General features: G+C 65.0%; 14 protein-coding genes and 1 tRNA gene. 4 read left to right on the top strand and 11 right to left on the bottom strand.

The window, feature by feature from the left end; genetic code table 11:
* Positions 1 to 4: 4 nt before the first annotated feature.
* The 5 genes from YUA_RS0112865 to YUA_RS0112845 all read right to left on the bottom strand — a co-directional run bounded on the left by YUA_RS0112865 (position 5) and on the right by YUA_RS0112845 (position 5,368).
* Positions 5 to 541 carry a DUF805 domain-containing protein gene (locus YUA_RS0112865; RefSeq protein ID WP_027531063.1) on the bottom strand — a complete coding sequence of 179 codons (537 nt, stop codon included), beginning with the start codon at positions 539 to 541 and terminating at the stop codon, positions 5 to 7.
* 311 nt (positions 542 to 852) lie between these two features.
* Positions 853 to 1,593 (bottom strand): amino acid ABC transporter ATP-binding protein, encoded by a 741-nt coding sequence (locus tag YUA_RS0112860; RefSeq protein ID WP_027531062.1) that lies wholly within the window; start codon positions 1,591 to 1,593, stop codon positions 853 to 855.
* Positions 1,594 to 1,604: 11 nt separating this feature from the next.
* Entirely contained in the window at positions 1,605 to 3,125 is a 1,521-nt protein-coding gene (locus YUA_RS0112855; RefSeq protein ID WP_027531061.1) for an amino acid ABC transporter permease, read from the bottom strand.
* Positions 3,122 to 4,327 carry an amino acid ABC transporter permease gene (locus tag YUA_RS0112850; RefSeq protein WP_027531060.1) on the bottom strand — a complete coding sequence of 402 codons (1,206 nt, stop codon included), beginning with the start codon at positions 4,325 to 4,327 and terminating at the stop codon, positions 3,122 to 3,124. The genes YUA_RS0112855 and YUA_RS0112850 overlap by 4 nt, the downstream gene beginning before the upstream one ends.
* A 24-nt stretch (positions 4,328 to 4,351) precedes the next feature.
* Positions 4,352 to 5,368 (bottom strand): amino acid ABC transporter substrate-binding protein, encoded by a 1,017-nt coding sequence (locus YUA_RS0112845; RefSeq protein WP_027531059.1) that lies wholly within the window; start codon positions 5,366 to 5,368, stop codon positions 4,352 to 4,354.
* 387 nt (positions 5,369 to 5,755) lie between these two features.
* Between YUA_RS0112845 and metC the strand changes: the two genes are divergently transcribed.
* Positions 5,756 to 6,940: a cystathionine beta-lyase gene (metC, locus tag YUA_RS0112840; RefSeq protein ID WP_027531058.1), complete on the top strand. Its 1,185-nt coding sequence runs from the start codon at positions 5,756 to 5,758 to the stop codon at positions 6,938 to 6,940.
* 70 nt (positions 6,941 to 7,010) lie between these two features.
* Here metC and YUA_RS0112835 read toward each other — a convergent pair whose 3' ends face one another.
* The 6 genes from YUA_RS0112835 to YUA_RS0112810 all read right to left on the bottom strand — a co-directional run bounded on the left by YUA_RS0112835 (position 7,011) and on the right by YUA_RS0112810 (position 18,132).
* Entirely contained in the window at positions 7,011 to 7,349 is a 339-nt protein-coding gene (locus YUA_RS0112835; protein ID WP_027531057.1) for a lipid-A-disaccharide synthase N-terminal domain-containing protein, read from the bottom strand.
* Complete coding sequence (locus YUA_RS0112830; protein WP_027531056.1) at positions 7,346 to 8,080, bottom strand: glycosyltransferase family 2 protein; 735 nt, start codon at positions 8,078 to 8,080, stop codon at positions 7,346 to 7,348. Before YUA_RS0112830 ends, YUA_RS0112835 begins: the two co-directional genes overlap by 4 nt.
* A 66-nt stretch (positions 8,081 to 8,146) precedes the next feature.
* On the bottom strand, positions 8,147 to 8,992 hold the full coding sequence (locus YUA_RS0112825) for a phosphatase PAP2 family protein (protein ID WP_027531055.1): 846 nt from the start codon (positions 8,990 to 8,992) through the stop codon (positions 8,147 to 8,149).
* A gap of 1 nt (position 8,993) precedes the next feature.
* Complete coding sequence (locus tag YUA_RS0112820; protein WP_027531054.1) at positions 8,994 to 10,736, bottom strand: glycosyltransferase family 39 protein; 1,743 nt, start codon at positions 10,734 to 10,736, stop codon at positions 8,994 to 8,996.
* 50 nt (positions 10,737 to 10,786) lie between these two features.
* Positions 10,787 to 12,919, bottom strand: coding sequence for a penicillin-binding protein 1C (pbpC, locus tag YUA_RS0112815; RefSeq protein ID WP_245285153.1), 2,133 nt, complete (start codon positions 12,917 to 12,919; stop codon positions 10,787 to 10,789).
* An 8-nt stretch (positions 12,920 to 12,927) separates the two neighbouring features.
* The gene (locus tag YUA_RS0112810) at positions 12,928 to 18,132 is read right to left on the bottom strand and encodes an alpha-2-macroglobulin (protein WP_027531052.1); all 5,205 of its coding nucleotides are present in this window, start codon (positions 18,130 to 18,132) and stop codon (positions 12,928 to 12,930) included.
* 403 nt (positions 18,133 to 18,535) lie between these two features.
* On the opposite strand from YUA_RS0112810, the gene YUA_RS0112805 reads away from it, so the two are divergent.
* The 3 genes from YUA_RS0112805 (at position 18,536) to YUA_RS0112795 (ending at position 19,623) form a co-directional block, all read left to right on the top strand.
* A tRNA-Arg gene (locus tag YUA_RS0112805) sits at positions 18,536 to 18,612 on the top strand.
* A 102-nt stretch (positions 18,613 to 18,714) separates the two neighbouring features.
* Positions 18,715 to 18,942, top strand: a complete 228-nt coding sequence (locus YUA_RS49940) for a hypothetical protein (RefSeq protein ID WP_156947106.1) — start codon at positions 18,715 to 18,717, stop codon at positions 18,940 to 18,942.
* Positions 18,943 to 19,221: 279 nt separating this feature from the next.
* Positions 19,222 to 19,623, top strand: a complete 402-nt coding sequence (locus YUA_RS0112795; RefSeq protein WP_156947105.1) for a hypothetical protein — start codon at positions 19,222 to 19,224, stop codon at positions 19,621 to 19,623.
* Positions 19,624 to 19,629: the final 6 nt, after the last annotated feature.

Here is a 19,629-nt window from a genome sequence, read left to right as displayed (position 1 = left end):
TCCGTCAACTCCAGTTCGGACGCGCAGTGCCTTGCGACACGCGCGCGAGGCGCTGATTCGACATCGAAGGCTTGTTGACCGCGCGCGCGGGCGGCTCGAACGGGTTGGTGTAAGCGCCCTCATTGTGAGCGCTCGGCCAGAAGGTGAGCGCCAGCAGCAGAGCGAGATTGACCAGCCCGCCGACCATCGTGCCCTGATGCTCCTGACCGATCGCCCAGGCCGGAAACCGGCCTGCCGCCACGTGATCGACGATCATGAACGCGATCCAGGCCGGGATGACGCAGACCGGATCCCAGCCGATGTCGCGGATGCGCATCGATTGCAGCGTAAAGGTCGCAAGCCCGAACAAGACCATCGCAGCGACGATGGCCCAGTTATGGGTGAGGTCCTCGGGACGGATCATGCTCGGCGATGTCGTGCGCAGCACGGCCATCGCGATCGCAAAGCAGATCGCGGTCATCACGATCGCCAGCGCGATCGAGGCCAGGAAGAAGTGCAGCCGCCCCAGACGGGCATTGAGGCCGAACACGAAGCCGAGCATTTGACGCCCCCTTTTGCGCGACATGCGCAGAAAGAGCTTTCGGACGCGTGAAGCGGCGGGTGTCGTCATCAGCATGGTTTTTGGCCGGCGACTCAATTGCGTAAAATTCTATGCTTCGGGTTTCATGGCACGGTGCCGGAGGGCAAAGGCGCTCTTGCGCCGTGCCCACCATCTTTCGGCGATCGCGGACGGATGGTGGGCACGCCGTGCGCGCTCAGCAGCGCTCGCTCTCCGAAGGTTGGCCAACGAAGAGTCCAGCCGATTCGCATGCCTCGCCGGTCGGCCGGCGAGCATCCGGGCTTCCCCGGAGATCAGCGCAGGATCTGGCTCAGGAACAGCTTCGAGCGCGCGTGCTGCGGGTTGGCAAAGAATTCGTTCGGCGTGTTGGCCTCGATGATTTGGCCGGCGTCCATAAACACCACGCGGTTGGCGACCTCCTTGGCAAAACCCATTTCGTGGGTCACGACCAGCATGGTCATGCCCTCCTTGGCGAGGTCGACCATGGTGTCGAGGACCTCCTTGACCATTTCGGGGTCGAGCGCCGAGGTCGGCTCGTCGAACAGCATCACTTTGGGGTTCATGGTCAGGGCGCGCGCGATCGCGACCCGCTGCTGCTGGCCACCGGACATCTGGCCCGGGAATTTGTTGGCCTGGTGCGGGATCTTGACCCGCTCCAGGAATTTCATCGCGGTCTCCTCGGCGACCTTCTTCGGAATGTTGCGCACCCAGATCGGCGCGAGCGTGCAATTGTCCAGCACGGTCAGGTGCGGGAACAGATTAAAACTCTGGAACACCATGCCGACCTCGCGGCGCACCGCGTCGACATGCTTGAGGTTCGGCCCGAGTTCGATGCCGTCGACGACGATCTCGCCCTCCTGGAATTCCTCGAGCGCATTGATGCAGCGGATCAAGGTCGATTTGCCCGAGCCCGACGGGCCGCAGATCACGATGCGCTCGCCTTTGTTTACCTCGAGGTCGATGTCGCGCAGCACGTGAAATTCACCGTACCATTTGTTGAGGCCGGAAATGTTGACGATGGGATCTGCGGTCATGGTGAGCTCGATCAGTTGCGACGGTGGGCGTTGAGGCGGCGCTCGACGAAGAGCGAGTAGCGCGACATTCCAAAGCAGAAGATGAAGTAGATGATACCGGTGAACGCGAAGCCGGTGAAGGCGGTCGACGGCGTGGTCCAGACCGGATCGGCGAATGAGGCCCGCAGCGAGCCGAGAAGATCGAACAGCGCGACGATCGAGACCAGCGAAGTGTCCTTGAACAGCGAAATGAAGCTGTTGACGATGGCGGGAATGACGTGGCGCAGCGCCTGGGGCAATACGATCAGCGAGGTGGTCTTCCACCAGGACAAACCGAGCGCGGAGGCCGCCTCTCCCTGCCCACGCGGCACCGCTGCCAGACCGCCACGCAGGTTCTCGGCCTGATAGGCCCCGGTGAATAGCGAAACGCCGATCAGCGCGCGCACCAGGCCGTCGACGGTGAAATTGCCCGGCAGGAACAAGGGCAGCATGTAGGTCGCGAAAAACAGCACCGTGATCAGCGGTACCCCGCGCCAGAACTCGATATACGTAATCGAGAAGATCCGGATCAGGGGAATGGTCGAACGCCGGCCAAGCGCCAGCGCAACGCCGATCGGCAGTGATGCCACGATGCCGGTAATTGCGATCACCAGCGTCACCAGCAGCCCGCCCCACAGCCGCGTATCGACGATCGGCAAGCCGCCGTGATCGAGCCCCATCAGCTTGATCACCGCCGCAATTCCGGCGAACGTGGCGAGGCTGGCGATCAGTGGCCGCGAACCGGCGCGCGTGCCACCCCCGAGCATGAACAGGATCACCGAAACGATCACCGCCGTGATCAGGAAATCGAGCCAGGGCCCCTGCCCTGCCGCCTGCATCTGATCGCGCGGCCAGGTCAGTGGAAAGATCACCCAATGCAGCAACGTGCCGACCAGCGCGATGACGCTGCCGATCGCCCAGAGCAGCGGCCCGGCAGGAGAAGCCTTGCTCAGACCGACCAGAATCTCACCGGCTCCGCTGATGCTGTCGGCGAACAATTGCAGGAGGCCCGCGACCCAGCTCACGCCGAAGCCGGTAATGCCCCCGCCATGCAGCAGGAAGAATGCGACCACGGGAAAGGCGAAGAAGAATAGCCCGGCGTTCGAGCCCTTGGCCGGCAGCCTCGGAATAAGCAGCGGCAAGAGCAGCACTGCGCCCAGTGCGAAGGTCAGGTTGACCCGCCAGCGTTCGGCCTCGGGATAGAAGCCGTAGAAAAGCTGCGTGAACTTGGCCTGGATAAAGGGCCAGCAAGCGCCGACCGGACGGCCGGCATTCTCGGCGAGGCAGGCCGTGCGATCCTTGCCGCTCCAGACCGCATCGACCAGCAGGAACTTGATGGTCGGAACGACGGCGTACCAGACCAGCAACAGGCCGAGGATCGTCAGCAGGATATTGGTCGGCGAGTTCAACAGGCGCGTGCGCACGAAGCCGAGAAAGCCGGTGGTCTTCACAGGCGCCGGGCGCTCGGCAACCAGGTCCTGCCGGACAAAGGAAGACGCGACAATATCGGTCATGCACCGAGGCTCCGACTGATGCGCCAGCCATAGACGCTCATGATGGCGCTGGTGATGAGCGAGGTCAGGAGATAGACGCCCATCGTCATGGCGATGATCTCGATCGCCTGTCCGGTCTGGCTCAGTGCCGTGCCGGCGAACACCGAGACGAGATCGGGATAACCGATCGCGACCGCAAGCGACGAGTTCTTGGTCAGGTTGAGGTATTGGTTGGTGAGCGGCGGCACGATGACGCGCATGGCCTGCGGCACCACGATCAGCCGTAACGTCGCGCCTCGGCTCAAGCCCAGCGAGGAGCCCGCCTCCATCTGCCCCTTATGGACCGACAGGATGCCGGCACGGACGATCTCGGCGATGAAGGCCGCCGTATAGGTCGACAGTCCCACCGTCAGTGCGACGAGCTCCGGAATGACCCGCCCGCCGCCGGCGAAGTTGAATCCCTTCAGCTGCGGAAATTCGAACGTGAAGGGCAGGCCGAACACAAGCATCGTGACGAGCGGAAATCCGACGAGCATTGTCAGCACATACGGCCAGATCCGGATCACGCGGCCCTGCCCAAACAGCGCGCGCCGCGCGTAGCTGCGCAACGCCAGCGACGCGACGAGGCCGAGCGCCAGCACGGCAAGGAATGGAGCAAGGCCGGGCTGCCCCAGCGGTGACGGCACGATCACGCCGCGATTGTTGAGAAAGAAGGCGCCGAAGATCGAGACGCTTTGCCGCGGCGCCGGCAGTGCCGCGAGCACTGCGAGATACCAGAACAGGATCTGGAACAGCAGCGGCAGGTTGCGGATGGCCTCGACATAGAGACCGCCGACGCGCGACACCAGCCAGTTGGGCGACAAACGGCAGAGTGCGACGATGAAACCGATCAAGGTGGCAAAGAAGATGCCGACCACCGAAACCAGCAGCGTGTTCAGGACGCCGACCACAAAGACGCGGAAGTAGGTATCGGACCCCGAATAGGAGATCAGGGTCTGATTGACGTCGAAGCTGGCGCTGTTTTGCAGGAACCCGAAGCCCGCGGCGATGTGCTGAGTTTCCAGGTTGGTACGGGCGTTCGAGATGATCTCATAGGCAATCCAGGCCAGGATCGCGCCAAAGACAAGCTGGACGGCGACGCCGTTCCAGCCTGCCTTGCCACCGAGCGCGCGCCTCAGCTTCAACGCGACTTGCGGTGGCGGTTTCCGGGCCTCGTCGCCCATCGGCACAGCCTGCGGGGGTGCCGATCAGCGGATCGGCGGCGCGTATTGCAGCCCGCCCTTGGTCCAGAGACTGTTGATGCCGCGGCTGATACCGAGCGGCGAGCCGGCGCCGACATTGCGATCGAACGACTCTCCGTAATTGCCGACTGCCTTCACGATCCGGATCACCCAGTCCTTGGTGAGGCCAAGCTGTTCGCCGAGATTGCCGTCGGTGCCGAGCACCCGCTTGAGCTCCGGCTTGTCGGATTTCGCCATCTCGTCGACGTTCTTCTGGGTGATGCCGAGCTCCTCGGCCGTGACCATCGCGAACAGCGTCCATTTCACGACGTCGAACCACTGATCGTCGCCGTGGCGCACCATCGGACCCAGTGGCTCCTTCGAAATGATCTCGGGCAGCACGATGTGATCGGCGGGATTGGTCAGCTTCAGGCGGCTGGCATAGAGTCCGGATGAATCGTCGGTGAAGACGTCGCAGCGCCCCGACTCGTAGGCCTTGACCGCTTCGTCGATCGTGCCGAACGCGATCACCTCATACTTCATGTTATTGGCCTTGAAGTAATCGGCAAGGTTCAGTTCGGTGGTGGTGCCGGTCTGGACGCAAACGGAGGCGCTGTTGAGCTCCAGCGCGGAATTGACCTTGAGCGACTTCTTCACCATGAAACCCTGTCCGTCATAGTAGGTGACGCCGGTGAAGTTGGCGCCTAGCGACGTGTCGCGCGAAACCGTCCAGGTGGTGTTGCGCGAGAGCACGTCGATCTCGCCGGATTGGAGCGCCGTGAAGCGGTCCTTGGCTGACAGCGGCACGAACTTGATCTTGGTCGGATCGTTCAGGACCACCGCCGCGATCGCACGGCAGACATCGACGTCAAGGCCGGTCCAGTTGCCCTTGTCGTCAGGCGAGGAGAAGCCGGGCAGGCCCTGGCTGACGCCGCAGGACAGCATGCCCCGGTCCTTGATGGTCTTGAGCGTTTGCGCATCGGCGGCCTGGGCAGAGAGGCCGGCGGCGAGAGCAAAAGAGAGAGCCAGGGTTACGCGTTTCATGGGCTTCAAGCCTTTCAAAGTCATCTCAAGGTCAGGAACGGTGTCTCTGCCAAGACTTTCCCTATGGAAAGGGGAGCCTTGCAAGAGTCATGCTGGAAAATCTTGCCGAACACTCGCACATCCTGGGAGGCCATACCTTAATCCTCGCCGCAGGCGCCCGCCGTTGTGGCTGTGGCGCAAGGTCCGGTCAGACGAAGGATCGAAGGTCGCGGCAGGCCCCTCAACATGCGGCGACTGAATAGCACCTGCGCATCACAGAACGACTGGCGAGCCGGGTCAAGGGGTTGACGGGACTCTTCTGTGTTCTGTTATTAACGTGAGCGGCCTTTCGGCCGTCCCAGCCGTGCGATCCGCGCCCGGCAGAAACGCTTTTTTGAAAGCAGACGCATGGATTCCTCGCACCCCGCACAGCAGCATGCCGAAACCCGGCTGGTCACCTCCGGCCGCGACACCAAGGCGCAGAAGGGGTTCGTCAACCCGCCGGTGTTCCACGGCTCGACCGTGCTCTATCCGACCGCCGAGGACCTGCATGCCCATCGCGGCGAGTTCACCTATGGCCGCCACGGCACCCCGACCACGCGGGCGTTCCAGGACACGCTGATGGCACTGGAGGGGCCGCAATGCGCCGGCGTCGGCATCGTGCCGTCCGGCCTGTCGGCGATCTCGACCACCCTGCTCTCGGTGCTGAAGACCGGCGACCATCTGCTGGTCTGCGACAACGTCTATCGTCCCACGCGCAATTTCTGCAACGGCATGCTGGCCCGCCTTGGCATCGAGACCACCTATTTCGATCCGCTGATCGGCGCCGGCATCGAGAAGCTATTCAAGCCCAACACCCGCGCCGTGCTGGTCGAGGCGCCCGGCTCGCAATCGTTCGAGATGTCCGACATTCGCGCCATCGCCGAGGTCGCACATGCGCGCGACGCGCTTGTCATAGATGACAACACCTGGGCGACGCCGCTCTATCACCGCTCCCTCGAGCAGGGTGTCGACATCAGCATGCAGGCAGCCACCAAATACATTGGCGGCCATTCCGACATCATGTTCGGCACCATCTCGGCCAACGCCAAGGCCTGGCCGCAGATTGCGGAAGGCATCCGTCTGCTCGGCGTCTGCGCCGGCCCTGATGACGTCTTCCTCGCGCTGCGCGGCCTGCGCACGCTGTCGGTCCGGCTCGCGCAGCATCACCGCTCCGGCCTCGATATGGCGCGCTGGCTCGCTGGCCGCCCCGAAGTCGCGCGCGTCCTGCATCCGGGGCTCGAGACCGATCCGGGTCACGCCATCTGGAAGCGCGACTTCACCGGTGCCTCCGGCCTGTTCAGCATCGTGCTGAAGCCGGCGCCGCAGAAGGCCGTCGACACCATGCTCAACACGCTCAAGCTGTTCGGCATGGGTTTCTCCTGGGGCGGCTTCGAGAGCCTTGCGATTCCCTTCGACTGCGACGCCTATCGTACCGCGACCAAGTGGGCGCCGGGTGGCCCGACACTGCGACTGCACATCGGGCTCGAGAGCGTCGACGACCTCAAGGCCGATCTCGATCGCGGTTTCGCTGCCCTCAAGGGGGCAATGTGAGCCTACAGACGAGGCTTGATGATCGTGGTCTGCGTGAAAATACGATAGCGCCGTCTCAGCGGTTGTGCGATCAGCGGTCCAGCATCTTCGACATCCGGCCGCGGTTCTTGATGATCAGCATGATGTTGCGGATATAGATGATCGTCGCAAACGCCTGTCCGAGGATGATGACCGGCTCGCGCTTCACGACGCCGTAGGCCAGCGTCATCAGGCCACCGCCCATCGAGCAGAACCAGAACGCCATCGGCACCACGCTGTTGCCGGCGCGCTCGCTCGCGATCCATTGCACCAGAAAGCGCGCGGTGAAGAACAGCTGAGCGACCAGGCCGAAGGCGAGCCAGAAATCGAACTTGGCGACGAAGACGTCGTAAAAATAATTGTGCAACGCCTGACCAAATTGAATGATCATGCCTTTACCTCGGTCACGTCTGGAGTGGGCTTCTTGCGGCGGATCAGCCACCAGACGCCGGCGAGATCCATGATCCCGATCCACAGCCGGTCGAAGAGGCCGTAATTGGACACGCCGGAATGGCGCGGCCGGTCGATCACGTCGACATAGGCGATGTCAAAACCTTCGCGGCGGACGAGCGCCGGCAGGAAACGGTGCAGCCCGTCGAAATAGGGCATGGTCAGGAAGACCTCGCGCGGGAACGCCTTCAGCCCGCAGCCGGTGTCGCGCGTGCCGTCCTGCAGGATCGTGTTGCGGATCTTGTTGGCCACCCGCGACTGGAGTTTCTTGAAGCCGGTATCCTTGCGTCCGACGCGTTGTCCGGCGGCAAGCCCGACATTGGGGCCCTTCTCCACCGCCGCGATCAAGTCCGGAAGGAACGCCGGATTGTTCTGGCCATCGCCGTCGAGCGTCGCCACGATCGCGCCGCGGGCCGCGCGCACGCCGCTGCGCACCGCCGCCGACTGGCCGCCCGATTTGGCATGGCGCAACTGCCGCAGATTGTCCCGCTGCGCCATGATCGCCGCGAGCCGCTCGCCGGTCGCATCGGTCGAGCCGTCGTTGATATAGATGATCTCATAGGCCCAGCGGCCATTGAGCGCGGCCGTGATCTCCTCGATCAATGGCGCAATATTGTCGGCTTCGTTGCGCACAGGGACGACAATGGAAACCGAAGGCTGGGACGACGACAAATCGAAGCTCGTGGTTGGAATTAGCCTGCCTCCGGGGAACCGGCAGCCCCGAGGAAGCAGCCGCTTTTATGGGGCAGATGGCCCGCGGGCAACCCTTTTGAGCCGGTCCGTGATCGCCCCCGGCAGCGGCACGATGGTGCCGTCGGCACGGATCGCAAAGCCGAGGCGGCGCGCGGCAAACCAGTAGCGGACCGCCATGGCGCCGACCATCCCGACCAGAGCGCCGGCCGTGACGTCACTCGGGTGGTGCGCCAGCAGCACCAGGCGTGTCAGCACGATCACTATTGCGTAAGTGAACATGAACACGCGCAGGCGCGGCCACAGCGCCGAGACAGCAAAGGCAAGAGCGAAGACCGTCACCGCATGCCCCGACGGCAGGCTGGCATACGCTCCCGTGCCCTCGAACGGTATGAAGTTGAACGGATCGGCCTTGCCGCCGACGAACGGACGCCCGCGACCGATGAGATATTTCAGGATCTCGGCGACGAACACGGAGAAGGCAACCGACAGAAACAGATATTGCAGCCGGGTGCCGAAGCCGAGCAGCAGCGCGCGGCTTGTGCCGTGCATCGCGGCCGCAACGAGCGCCACGACGATGAGCGCGACACCCAGCAAGGAGAGCACATTCTCGTCCTTGCCGAAATCGGTGAGGATGCGGATCGGCCAGAGCGCCGGCGTACCGCGCGCCGGCATCAGCTGGATCTCGGTCTGGTCAAACGCGACCATCAGCACGATAATCAGGGCGGCGCCGGCCGCGCTGAGCCACAGCGAATGTCGCGCCAGTTTTCGCGCAGCGGCTTCGCGGCACGAATGCGAGGGCGTGCGCACGAGCTGCGCCAGCGCATGCCCCGCGACCGCGAGCAACTGCATGGGATAGCTCGCACGCGGCGCGATGACGGGCGTAACAGGCATCCTATTCGGTGCCCTCGGAGCGGAAGATCGAGATCGAGATCGCGCGTCCTTGCGAGAAATTATAACCGTCGATGCGCGTTCCGACCTTGTAGCGCAGGCCGATCGCTTCGGCGCGCTGCACGAAGCTGCGCTCCGAGCGCTGCTCGATCAGCGCAAACCGGCAGCTTCCCTGCCTGAGGAAGTCGGCAGCTCCAGACCCGTCGGTCAACAGCGTCTGGGTGCCCGTCAGGAACACGAGGCTTGGCTCATGATAGCCGGCCGACGCTGCCTTCGGCCCGACGCAGGTGACATTGCGCAGCGCACGCGCGACCTCGATACTCGGAAACAGCGGCGTCAGCGACGGCAGCACGATGCCGTAGACCACCACCGCCAGCATCAGCGCCGCAACCAGCGCGTTGAGCACCGAGCGCTCGGCCCGGTTGTCGTCGTAGAGCCACCAGGCGAACAGGCCGAAGATCAGCGAGGCCGCGATGAAGGGCCAGGCCACAAAGGCCGGCTGCCGCGTCAGCATGACCGCGCCGACGACGGCGATGATCGAGCCGCCCGCGGGGATCGCGAACCACCAGGCCGAGCCACGCGCCAGCCAGGAGCGCGACAGCACCCGACGCTCCAGTGCGCCGACGGTGAGGATCGCGATCGCGGGGTAGAGCGGCAGCACGTAATGCGGCAGCTTGGTCAGCACCGCCTCGAACACGATCCACGACGGGATCAGCCAGGCCAGCAGGAACTGCGCGCCGGGCTCGCGCCGCGCCCGCCACACCGCAGGTGCCGCCATCGCCGCAAGCGGCGCGCCGGGCCAGAAGGTGATCCAGAACAGTGCCAGGTAAAGACCGGGCGGCGCGCCATGGGATTCCTGCGCGCCGATCTTGCTCAACATGTCGCCGCCGACGGAGTCGGCGAAGAAGGCATCGCCCGCGCGCCAGAAGATCGCGACGAACCAGGGCAGCACCAGCACCAGCATCCACATCAGGCCCCAGACCGGGCGCAGCTTCCACAGCCAGGAGGCATCGCGGTCCAGGATCGCGAGCGCGACGATGGTCAGGCCTGCGAACATCAGGATCAGAGGGCCCTTGATCAGGATGCCGACGGCAAGCGCGGTCCAGAAGATCGCGGGCCAGCTCCAGGGCGGATGGGTCTCATTCTCGGCGCGCTGCCAGGACAGATAGGCCCGTGCCATCGCGCCCATCGCGGCGACGACGCAGAACAGCAGCATCGCGTCGGTCTTGGCGAGACGCGCTTCAACACCGAGCAGCACGGAGGCGGACATCAGCAGCGAGGCCAGGACTGCCGCGCGCCGCGTCACGAAGCCGAGCGCCGTCCAATAGGTCATCAGGACCGCGCCGATCGCGCCAATCAGCGACGGCAGCCGATAGACCCAGATCCGCAATTCGGCCTTCGGCAGCTTCAGCGCCGTCGCGGCTTCGACTGCAGCCGATTGCAACCAATAGATGCCGACCGGCTTCTTGTAGCGCACGTCCTCCTGGAAACGGATGTCGACATAGTCGCCGCTCTCGACCATCTGCTTGGTGGCCTGCGCGAACCGCGCCTCGTCGCGGTCGACCGGCGGGATGGTGAAGAAGCCGGGCAGGAACAGCAGCAGCGCACACAGCACCAGGAAGCTCACCGCACGTGCGTGGCTGGCAGTGGCAAAGTCGAGCATCAACACGAGCCGGCTGCCCGGATTCACAGGCGTTTTCGGCTCGCGGGGCGCTCCAAAACGGGGAGTTGGGTAGGTCTCGGCCATTGGTTCCGCTTACGCTGAAACCGCCATCGCCACAACCGCTTAAGCCACGTTCATTGAATTCGAATGACAACTGTGTCCGCGGCGCCAGTGGCATCGATCACGGTCAGCCGTGCAAAGCCCGGGCCGGGCGGATCGATCAGGCGCTGGCGCCGTCCGTCGATTTCGCCGAGCGCGGTACCGTTGACCATGACAGTCATCGGCAACACCCCGCCGGCGACCTTGACGGGCATGGCGGCAACCTCGGCGCCGCCCGAGCGATCCACGTCGATCCGGGAGCCATTGAGCGGGAACTGGATGTGGAGCGCCTGCTCACCGCCGGTCCGAACCAGTTCCCCGACCGGACGGAACCGCTTCAAGGGTAAAGGCAACTTTGCGTTGCTGGCAACCAGGGTTCCCTTCGGGGGCTTGGGCAGCGGAACCAGGGTCTTGCCGGTCCGCGCGAAGGCGTCGAACAGGATGGGCGCCGCGGCGACGCGGCCGATCAGGCCGGGAACCGGCGCGCCATCGGGCCGGCCGACCCAGACGCCAATGGTCATGCGGCCGTCGAACCCCACCGACCAGGCATCGCGATAGCCGTAGGAGGTGCCGGTCTTGAAGGCGATGCGGTTGTGGGCGGCGTTCTCCGGCGGCGGAGTTCCCAACAGCACATTGCCGACCTGCCAGGCCGCGACCTGATCCAGCAGCCGCAGTGGCTCACGATCGTCCGTGGCAGCCATCACCTCACGCAGGGGCTTGGTGGTGCCGAGCCGGGCGAACCCGGCATAGAGCTGCGCGAGATCCTGAAGCGTCACGCCGACGCCGCCAAGGCCCATCGCGAGCCCCGGTGCCTCGTCTTTAGGCAGAACCAGATTGCCGCCGGCCTGGCGCAGCCGCGAGGCCAGCCGGCTCGAGCCAACGCGGTCGAGCAATACGATCGCCGGCACGTTCAGTGAGAGCTGCAGCGCCTTCTTCACCGGCACCGTGCCCTGGAACGTCATGTCGAAATTTTCCGGCGCGTAGGAGCCGAAGCGCACCGGCCGGTCGTCGATCAGGCTGTCGGGATGCACAAAACCGTCCTCGAAGGCGAGGCCATAGATGAACGGCTTGAGCGTCGAGCCCGGCGAGCGGATGGCGCGGGTCATGTCGACCTGCCCTGCCCGGCTGTCGTCGAAATAATCCGCCGAGCCGACGCGCGCGAGCACGTCGCCGCTGTCATTGTCGACCACGATGATGCCGACCGAAATGTTCGGCCCCAGCACGATGGCGCGATCGCGTGCCAGCGGCTCCAGCACCTTCTGGAGATTGGAATCCAGCGTCAGCTTGATGATCGGCACGTCCTTGACCGTCGCCAGCGCACTGTCAGACGCATGCGGGGCCAGGATCGGCATCGGCTTGCGCAGCTTTGGCACGGGAACGGCCTTGGCCTGCTTGGCGTCGTCGGTGCTGACCACATGCTCCTCGACCATGCGGTCGAGTACGCGGTCGCGTGCGATACGCGCCGCTTCCGGATAGCGATCGAGCCTGCGCGTCTCCGGCGATTGCGGCAGCGCGACCAGCAATGCAGCCTCGGCCAGCGACAGCCGCTTCGGCTCCTTGCCGAGATAGGCGATGGAGGCGGCGCGGACGCCCTCGAGATTGCCGCCGTAGGGCGCGAGCGCGAGGTAGAGGTTGAGAATCTCGTCCTTGCTCAGCGTTCGCTCCAGTTCGATCGCGCGCACGATCTGGTGCAGTTTTGCATAGAGCGAACGCTGCCGCCGCGGCTCCATCAGGCGGGCGAGCTGCATCGAGATGGTCGAGCCACCGGACACGATGTGGCCGCGCGTGGTGAGTTGCGCCGCTGCGCGGCCCAGCGCCAGCGGATCGATGCCGTCATGGGCGTAGAAGCGCTGGTCCTCATAGGCGAACAACAGTTTCAGATAGGTCGGATCGACATTGGCTTTGGCATCGACCGGCAGCCGCCAGCGGCCGTCGGCCATGGCATAGGCGCGCAGCAGTTTTCCGTTGCGGTCGACGATTGTGGTGGACACACGGCGCGCTTCGTCGAGCGGCAGCGGGCCGAGTGAGTAGACCCAGCCGACGAAGCCGATGACGCCGAGGATGAACGCGAGCGCGGCGACGGAGGGGAGACGATATCCCCTGCCCCGTCCTCCGTCATGGCCGGGCTTGACCCGGCCGTCCACGCCGTCGCTCAGCGCCTCGCTCATCTCGCTACTCACTTCGCCGCCCGCACCTCGACGGATCCCGTCCCAGTGCGGCCGTAGCGCGAGGGGTTGTACATATCCTCGACATAGGCCTGCGGCAGCACGTATTTGCCGGGCGAGACCACGCGCACGACATAGGCCACGGTGAAGACCGCCTTGGAGTCCGAGGCACGATCGACCGCAGCAGTGAAGCGGTCGTCACGGAACTCGGTATCCTCCGGCTCCTGCCCGTCCTCGATCCAGTCCAGCGTACCACTGTCGCCCGACGACACCAGCTTCGGGTTGTCGATCTCCAGCCCCGCCGGCAGATAGTCGGACACCATGATGTGGCCGTACTCGGGCTTCGCCTCCGTAATCTTCAACACCACGGCGAAGCGATCGTTCTGCTTGACCTTGCTGATGTCCGCCGGCTTGCCGTCGAGCGTGAAGTAATTGCGCTCGATCTTGAAGCCGTTGGACGCGGCCGGCTCCGGCGTCACCGGCGAGCCGGACACCGAGATCACCGCCTGCACCGGCGCATCGCCGGTGTTGGTGATCTTCAGCGGCTTGCCGCTGAGCGTGTCCGCCTTGTAGCTGCGGTAGAGCGCGGTCTTGACCGGCTGGCCGTCGACCTCGATCGAGAGGTTCTCCTTGGCCAGTGCCCGCGCCGCCAGCACCAGCCACGCATTCTCCTGCGTGGAGGTGTAGGGCGTCAGCCCGCGCGCGGTCTCGACCCGCAATACGGCTTGCGTCAGCGTCGCCTTCGGCGCGTTGCCTTCGCTTGCGAGCGAGACGAGTGCAGCAGCGTCGCGCAGCTGCGAGCCGTAGTCGGTGCGGCCGAACTCCAGCACCGGCTTTGGCGCGAGGCTGTCGAGGGCTGCGCCATAGACCCGCTCAGCACGGTTACGGTCGCCGACCAGAGCCAGCGCCGCCGCGAGCTGGGATTTGGCGATCGGCGTCGCCAGATTGTTCAGCTTGGTATCCGCGAGATAGCGGAGATCGCCGATCGGCGCCGCGCCGTTGCGGGCTAGCACGTAGAGGCCGTAGGCGAGATCGCGGCCGCCGTCCTTCTCCGGCTCGTTGCCGTTGACGACCGAGTTGCGGATGCGATCGAGCGCGTTCTTGAACAGCACGTCCGGCACCACAAAACCCTTTTCACGGGCACGGGTGAGGAAGTCCGTGACGTACGCATCGAGCCAGGCATCATCGCCGCCAGCCGACCACAGGCCGAACGAGCCATTGGAGCCCTGACGGGCCAAAAGCCGCTCGATGGCATCGCGAATGCGCTGGTCGACCTCGGTGTCCATGGCGAGATGCGCCCCCGCCGCGAGGTCGTTGACGTAGAGCAGCGGCATCGCGCGACTCGTGATCTGCTCCGAGCAGCCATAGGGATAGCGGTCGAGCGCTTTGAGGATCGTCGCCGCATCGAGCGCGGTCGACAGGCTCGCCGAGACCGAGACGCTGCCGGTGCCCGGCACGAGGTCGGAGAACATGTCCGAGGTTAGCGTCAGGCTCTCGCCCTTCGCCAGCGTCCGGATCGAGCGCCGCGCCAGCACTTGCGTTGCCGCCTTGACGTCGAGCGCATAATGGCGCGCCAGCCCCAGGCCGTTCGGCCCCTTGATGTCGACGTCGAGCGTCGCCGGCCCCGCTGCGGTTGCGTCGATTGCCAGCGAGAACGAATTGCGCTGCTTGGCGGCGAGCTTGACCGTGGTGGCGGGATTGCCGGTCATCTTTACCGGGCCGCCCGTCTTGACGTTGATGACATAGTCGCCGGCCTGGCCCTCGACATTGTCGATCTCCAGATTGACCGTGCCGTGGTCGCCGTTGAGCAGGAAGCGAGGCAGGGTCGTGGTCAGCACCACGGGATCGCGGATCACGACGTCCGTGTTGGCTCGCCCGAGTTTGGTCGCGGTCCACGCCACCGCCATCACGCGCGCCGTGCCGGCGAACTCCGGAATCTCGAAGCTCACTTCCGCGCTGCCGTCGGCGCCGACGGTAATGATGCCCGAATAGAGCGCCAGCGGTTTTTGCGCGGGCGGCGAGCCCTGGAGCTCGGCAGCGCCTGCGTCGCCGCCGGACTTGATCTGGCCGCGCGTGCCCGACATGCCGTCGATCAGTTGCCCATAGAGATCGCGGATCTCCGCGCTCAGACGGCGCTGGCCGAGATAATAGTCATCCGGCGCCGGCGGCTTGTAATTGGTGAGGTTGAGAATGCCGACATCGACGGCGGCGATGACGACCTTGGCGTCCTCGCCCGGATTGAGCCCCTCGAGCTTGACCGGGATCTTCAGCGTTGCATTCGGCCGGATCAGCGCTGGCGGCGTCAGCTTGACCTGGAGCGTGCGCGTCTGCTTGTCGATCCCGAACCATTTCAGGCCGATCGCGCGGCCCGGCATGCGCTGGGCTGCCGCATCGAGCGGACGGCGCAGCGTTGCCACCACATAGGCGCCGGTGCCCCAATCCTTGCCGACCGGGAGCTTCACCTGCGCGGTGCCTTCCTTGACGTCGATGGTCTGCGTCGTCAGCAGGCGATCGCCGAGCACGTTGACGGTAAGCTTGCCGGCGGAGCGGGCATTGACCGACACCGTCATGGTGTCGCCTGATGAGTATTGCGGCTTGTCGATCGAGGTCTCCAGCAGGTCCGGCGTATCGGCGCTGCCGTCGGAATACCAGCCGACATCGAATTGCACCGAGGTCATGGGGCCGTCGGCGTCGTTCGCTTTGACATCGAGCCGGTAGCGGCCGGGCTGGGGCGCGAGCGAGATCCGCGACGGCTTGTCGGCGGCGATGGTGACGTCACCGTCGGCGACGCGCGAGGTCGACTTGACCGGCTCGTACTCCCAGTAATTGTTCTGGCGGTACCATTGGTAGCGCGACTCCATCTTCAGGAGCTCGTAGCGCAGGCCGTCGCGCGGCAAGGTCTTGCCCTCGGGCGAGACGAACACGATGTCGAACTCGGCCTTGTCGCCCTCCGCGACGTTCTTGTCGCCGAATAGCGGCTTGATGCCGATCAGCGCCGCCGCGGGCGCGACCGGCAGCACGAGCTTGCGCTCGACGGCGCGCCCGCCCGTCTCGACCATGCGGACGAAGATCTGCGCCTCCTGCGGACGGGTCGAGGCCGGCTGCTTCTCCAGCGTCACCGGAAAGGTCGCAACGCCATTGGAGTCGGCTTCGGGAAGGTTCTCCAGCGGCGTGCGCTCGTTCGACGTGGTCTCCTCATCGGCGACGCCGAACTGGTAGCCGGCAAAGCCTGGCCGCTCGCTTGCGGGCGCGATGAGCATGTCGCCTTCGAGCTGGAGACCAGACGCCGGCGCGCCATAGAGGAAGTGACCGTCGGCTTTAAGCTCCACAGGAGCGTTAGCCTTGATCAGCTTGTCCTTGGCAGACAAGTCGAATTCGATCCGATCCGGAACGTAATCCTCGACCATGAAAGTGGTCTCTCCGACCGAAGATCCCTTCGGATCGGTGAAGGCGCGGACCCGCCAGGTGCCGGTCGGAACGGCCGAGTTGAGCGGCACGGCAAGCGTGCGGCCGCCGGCGCCCTGGTCCGCGAGCTGAGCGCGGCGGAATTCGACGCCGTCGGGGCGCTCGATCACCAGGGTCAGCGGCCCGCCATTGACGGCGTTGCCCTGCCCGTCCCGCAGCAGCGCGGTGAGATAGACAGTCTCGCTGGAGCGGTAGACACCGCGCTCGGCATAGACGAAGGCGTCGGCGCCAACAGGCACCACGCGGCCCGCGACACCGCGGTCGGACAGATCAAAGGCCGAGGTCTTCAAGCTGAGGAAGGCGTAGTCGGCCTTCTCGCCGGTGACCGTCAGCATCGCCGGCGACAAGCCGCCCTCGCCGCGCGCGAGCCCCGCCTCGAACAGCACGTGGCCCGAATCGTCGGTCTTGCGCGTCGCCAAAATCTCGTTGTTGCGGGCGAGCAGCCGCACCTCGGCTTTGCCGACCGGGTCGGTCGAGGCCAGCGAATTGACGAAGACGTGGATGCCGTCATTGCCGGAATAGGCGGTGACGCCGAGATCGGAGACGATGAACCATTGGGTTGCGAGCTGGTAATCATCGTCGCTGCCGGGGCCCTTGGCCGCAGCCGTCATCACGTAAACGCCGGGCTGGAGCTCACCCAGCGCCTGGTCGACCGGAAACGCTGTGATGACGTCCTGGTTAAGCGTCATCGCGGTCGCGAGCTCGCCGGACCAAACCTTCACACCGCGCTCGCCGCCGAGATCGCTGAGCTGGTACTTCGACAGCGTCTTCTGGAAGTCGCTGTCGACCACAGTGTTGATCAGATTGCGATCGCCGATCCGGAACACGTTGACGGTGACCGCGGGCGTGTTGACGCTGACGACGGGAATGCCGCGCTGACCGGTCCGCGGCAGCACATAGGCGCGGCTGGTGAAGCGCACGAACGGCTTGCGGTCGCGCACATAGATGTTGAACTCGGCCGATTTCGGCAGGCCTTCCTTCACGGTCGACGGCAGGCCGGCGCGCAGGTTGATGTTGTAGCGCTCGCCGTGCTTCAGCCCGTCGACGCAGAGCTGCTTGCCCTCGGCTGACAGCGCCGGCTTGTCCTGGCCCGCCAGCGCGAGGTACGGCGCGAAGTCGGTGCGCTTGGCGAGCTCCTCCGAGAACTGGAAGCACGCGCGTGGGCTCGCCGAATCCGAGTCCACGGTATAGTCGAGCAGCCGGAAGCCGTGCTCGTCGCGCAGCTTCTCGTAGCTGCCGCGGACGTCAGCGACCTCGCGCATGTCGAGCGACAGCCGCAGCGAATCCAGCGCCGGCCGCCACAGCTTGCGCTCCGCGAGCGACTTGCCGAGCACGGCGAGCGCATCCGCCTCCTCGCCCGGATTGCCGGCGCGCTGATAGGCGAGGTAGGCGGCGGTCGAGGCGCGCTCCAGCAGGAAGGTCTGCTCGCTCGAGCTCTTCGGCGTGATCTGGAAGATGACCTTTGCGAGCCGCAGCCAGTTGCCGGCGTCATCTGGCGTGGTGGCGGCGATCTGGCCGAGCACCGAGAGCCCGGTGCGGTAATCGCTGCGCCGGAAGGCGGCGTCGGCGTCCGTCTTCAGCGTCGCATTGGTCTTGGCGACCGGTCCCGCCTCGCTCTTGATCTGCGCCTCCAGCTTGATGGCGGAATCAGCGAGATCGTCGCGTTTGAACGCCTTGTCCGCCGCGTGTGCGGCGCTCAGGCCAAGCGCCAGCGTGGCGCAGAGTGTGACGGCGCGAACCAGACCGATCATGAATGTACTCCCGGAAATCGCGGACGAACGCCGCGGCGGCGATAAAGTGCGCGGAAAGGTGACGGACTCAAGGCGATGGAACCAAAGGTGCAAAACGTCGCATTCGCCATGGCAAGCCACGCCCAGAGGAGACCGATCGCGCTATGGCCGCGCACGCCGTCCTGGGGCGCAGCAATACCGGACCAGTCGACCGGCGGCCGTGTCCCGGAAGCTGGTAAGCGCCCCCGGCGATGTGATCCATCGTCCAGTACGCTGCCGCTCAACCCGGCACCCTGACACTCCGCCGCTCCGCTTTGTCGCGACGTCGGGGAAAAGGGTTCGGTTCAGGCTTGGCGAAACACCAGATTTTTCATATTGGCATGCTATATGACAGCAGGCCCCCCGAACCGGGGTGGCCCAGGACGGTCCCATAGCTCAACTGGATAGAGTAGCGGATTTCTACTCCGCGGGTTGCAGGTTCGAGTCCTGCTGGGATCGCCATCAAAAATCGTGGCAAAGTTGCCCTTGCCGATCGCCTGCATCATACCGCCGCCGCCATAGAGCCAGCCATCGTTCGGGCCCGGGTTCTGGAACTCTCGCATCTTGGGTCGGATTGCCGACGCCATAGACACGGTTAAACAGCACGGGCTCGCGCTGGGCCAGGGGCCGCGCAGCGATCCGCCGCGCCTCGGCCTCAGTCACGGCCGCACTGTGCCGCCCGACTCCGAAGATCGCCATGATGCGCGGCTCGCGGTACGCTCCGCTCTCCTCGAGGATTTGCAAGCCGCCGGTCTCGGTCATGATCTGCGCGAGGAAATGCGCCGCCCGTAGCTTCGACGTCAACCGGGCCTTGGCGACCGCGTTTCGGCCAGCTCCGCACGATTGCCGACTCCAGGTCGGCACGCGCGCCGGCGCCGGCGATCGCTTTCAGCTGGGTAGCCGTGATCGCTTGCGGCATCTGTCACACTCCAACTTCGGATCGAGTTGCTCGATCAGGCAGTGTGCTGGTAGGGTCAGAAACAAAAAATTTAAAGGAAGGCGAATGCTTCGCTGCGATTTGAAAGCGCTCACCGTTCGGGAGTGCTTTGGTCTGCCAGACAAGGGCGGCGAATGGCCATCTCATCTTTGACCCTTTCACAAGCTACCAAGGTGGTCCTGGTCGTGCTCGCCGTCTATTTCCCGGTCGCACTTTACCTGCACTACAGCTACGTTCCGAAACCGGACCCGCCGAAGTTCGCACAGCTCTCCGGCCCTTTCCGCAGAGTCAACGAGACCGCGTGGCGAAGTGCCCTACCCCAAAAGCTTGATGCCATCGCAGATGTCGACTGGAGCCCCACGCGATCCACCCTTGCCCTCTTCGAGGACGGTCGCCCGCTCGGGCCACCGCACGCGCGCTGGAATGCGATCAACGGCAGCTACTGGCATTGGCGCGGAGAAGGCCTTGTTTTCTCTGCCAGCGACAACAGCGACCCCAATACCAACGGGCGGACCTATTCGGTGACGTGGCATTGAGCCGAT

It is taken from the genome of Bradyrhizobium sp. WSM3983 (genome assembly GCF_000473045.1).
In the GTDB taxonomy this organism is placed as follows: Bacteria; Pseudomonadota; Alphaproteobacteria; order Rhizobiales; family Xanthobacteraceae; genus Bradyrhizobium.
The sequence above is the reverse complement of the archived record's forward strand: the minus strand, read 5'-3'. Positions and strand labels throughout refer to the sequence as shown.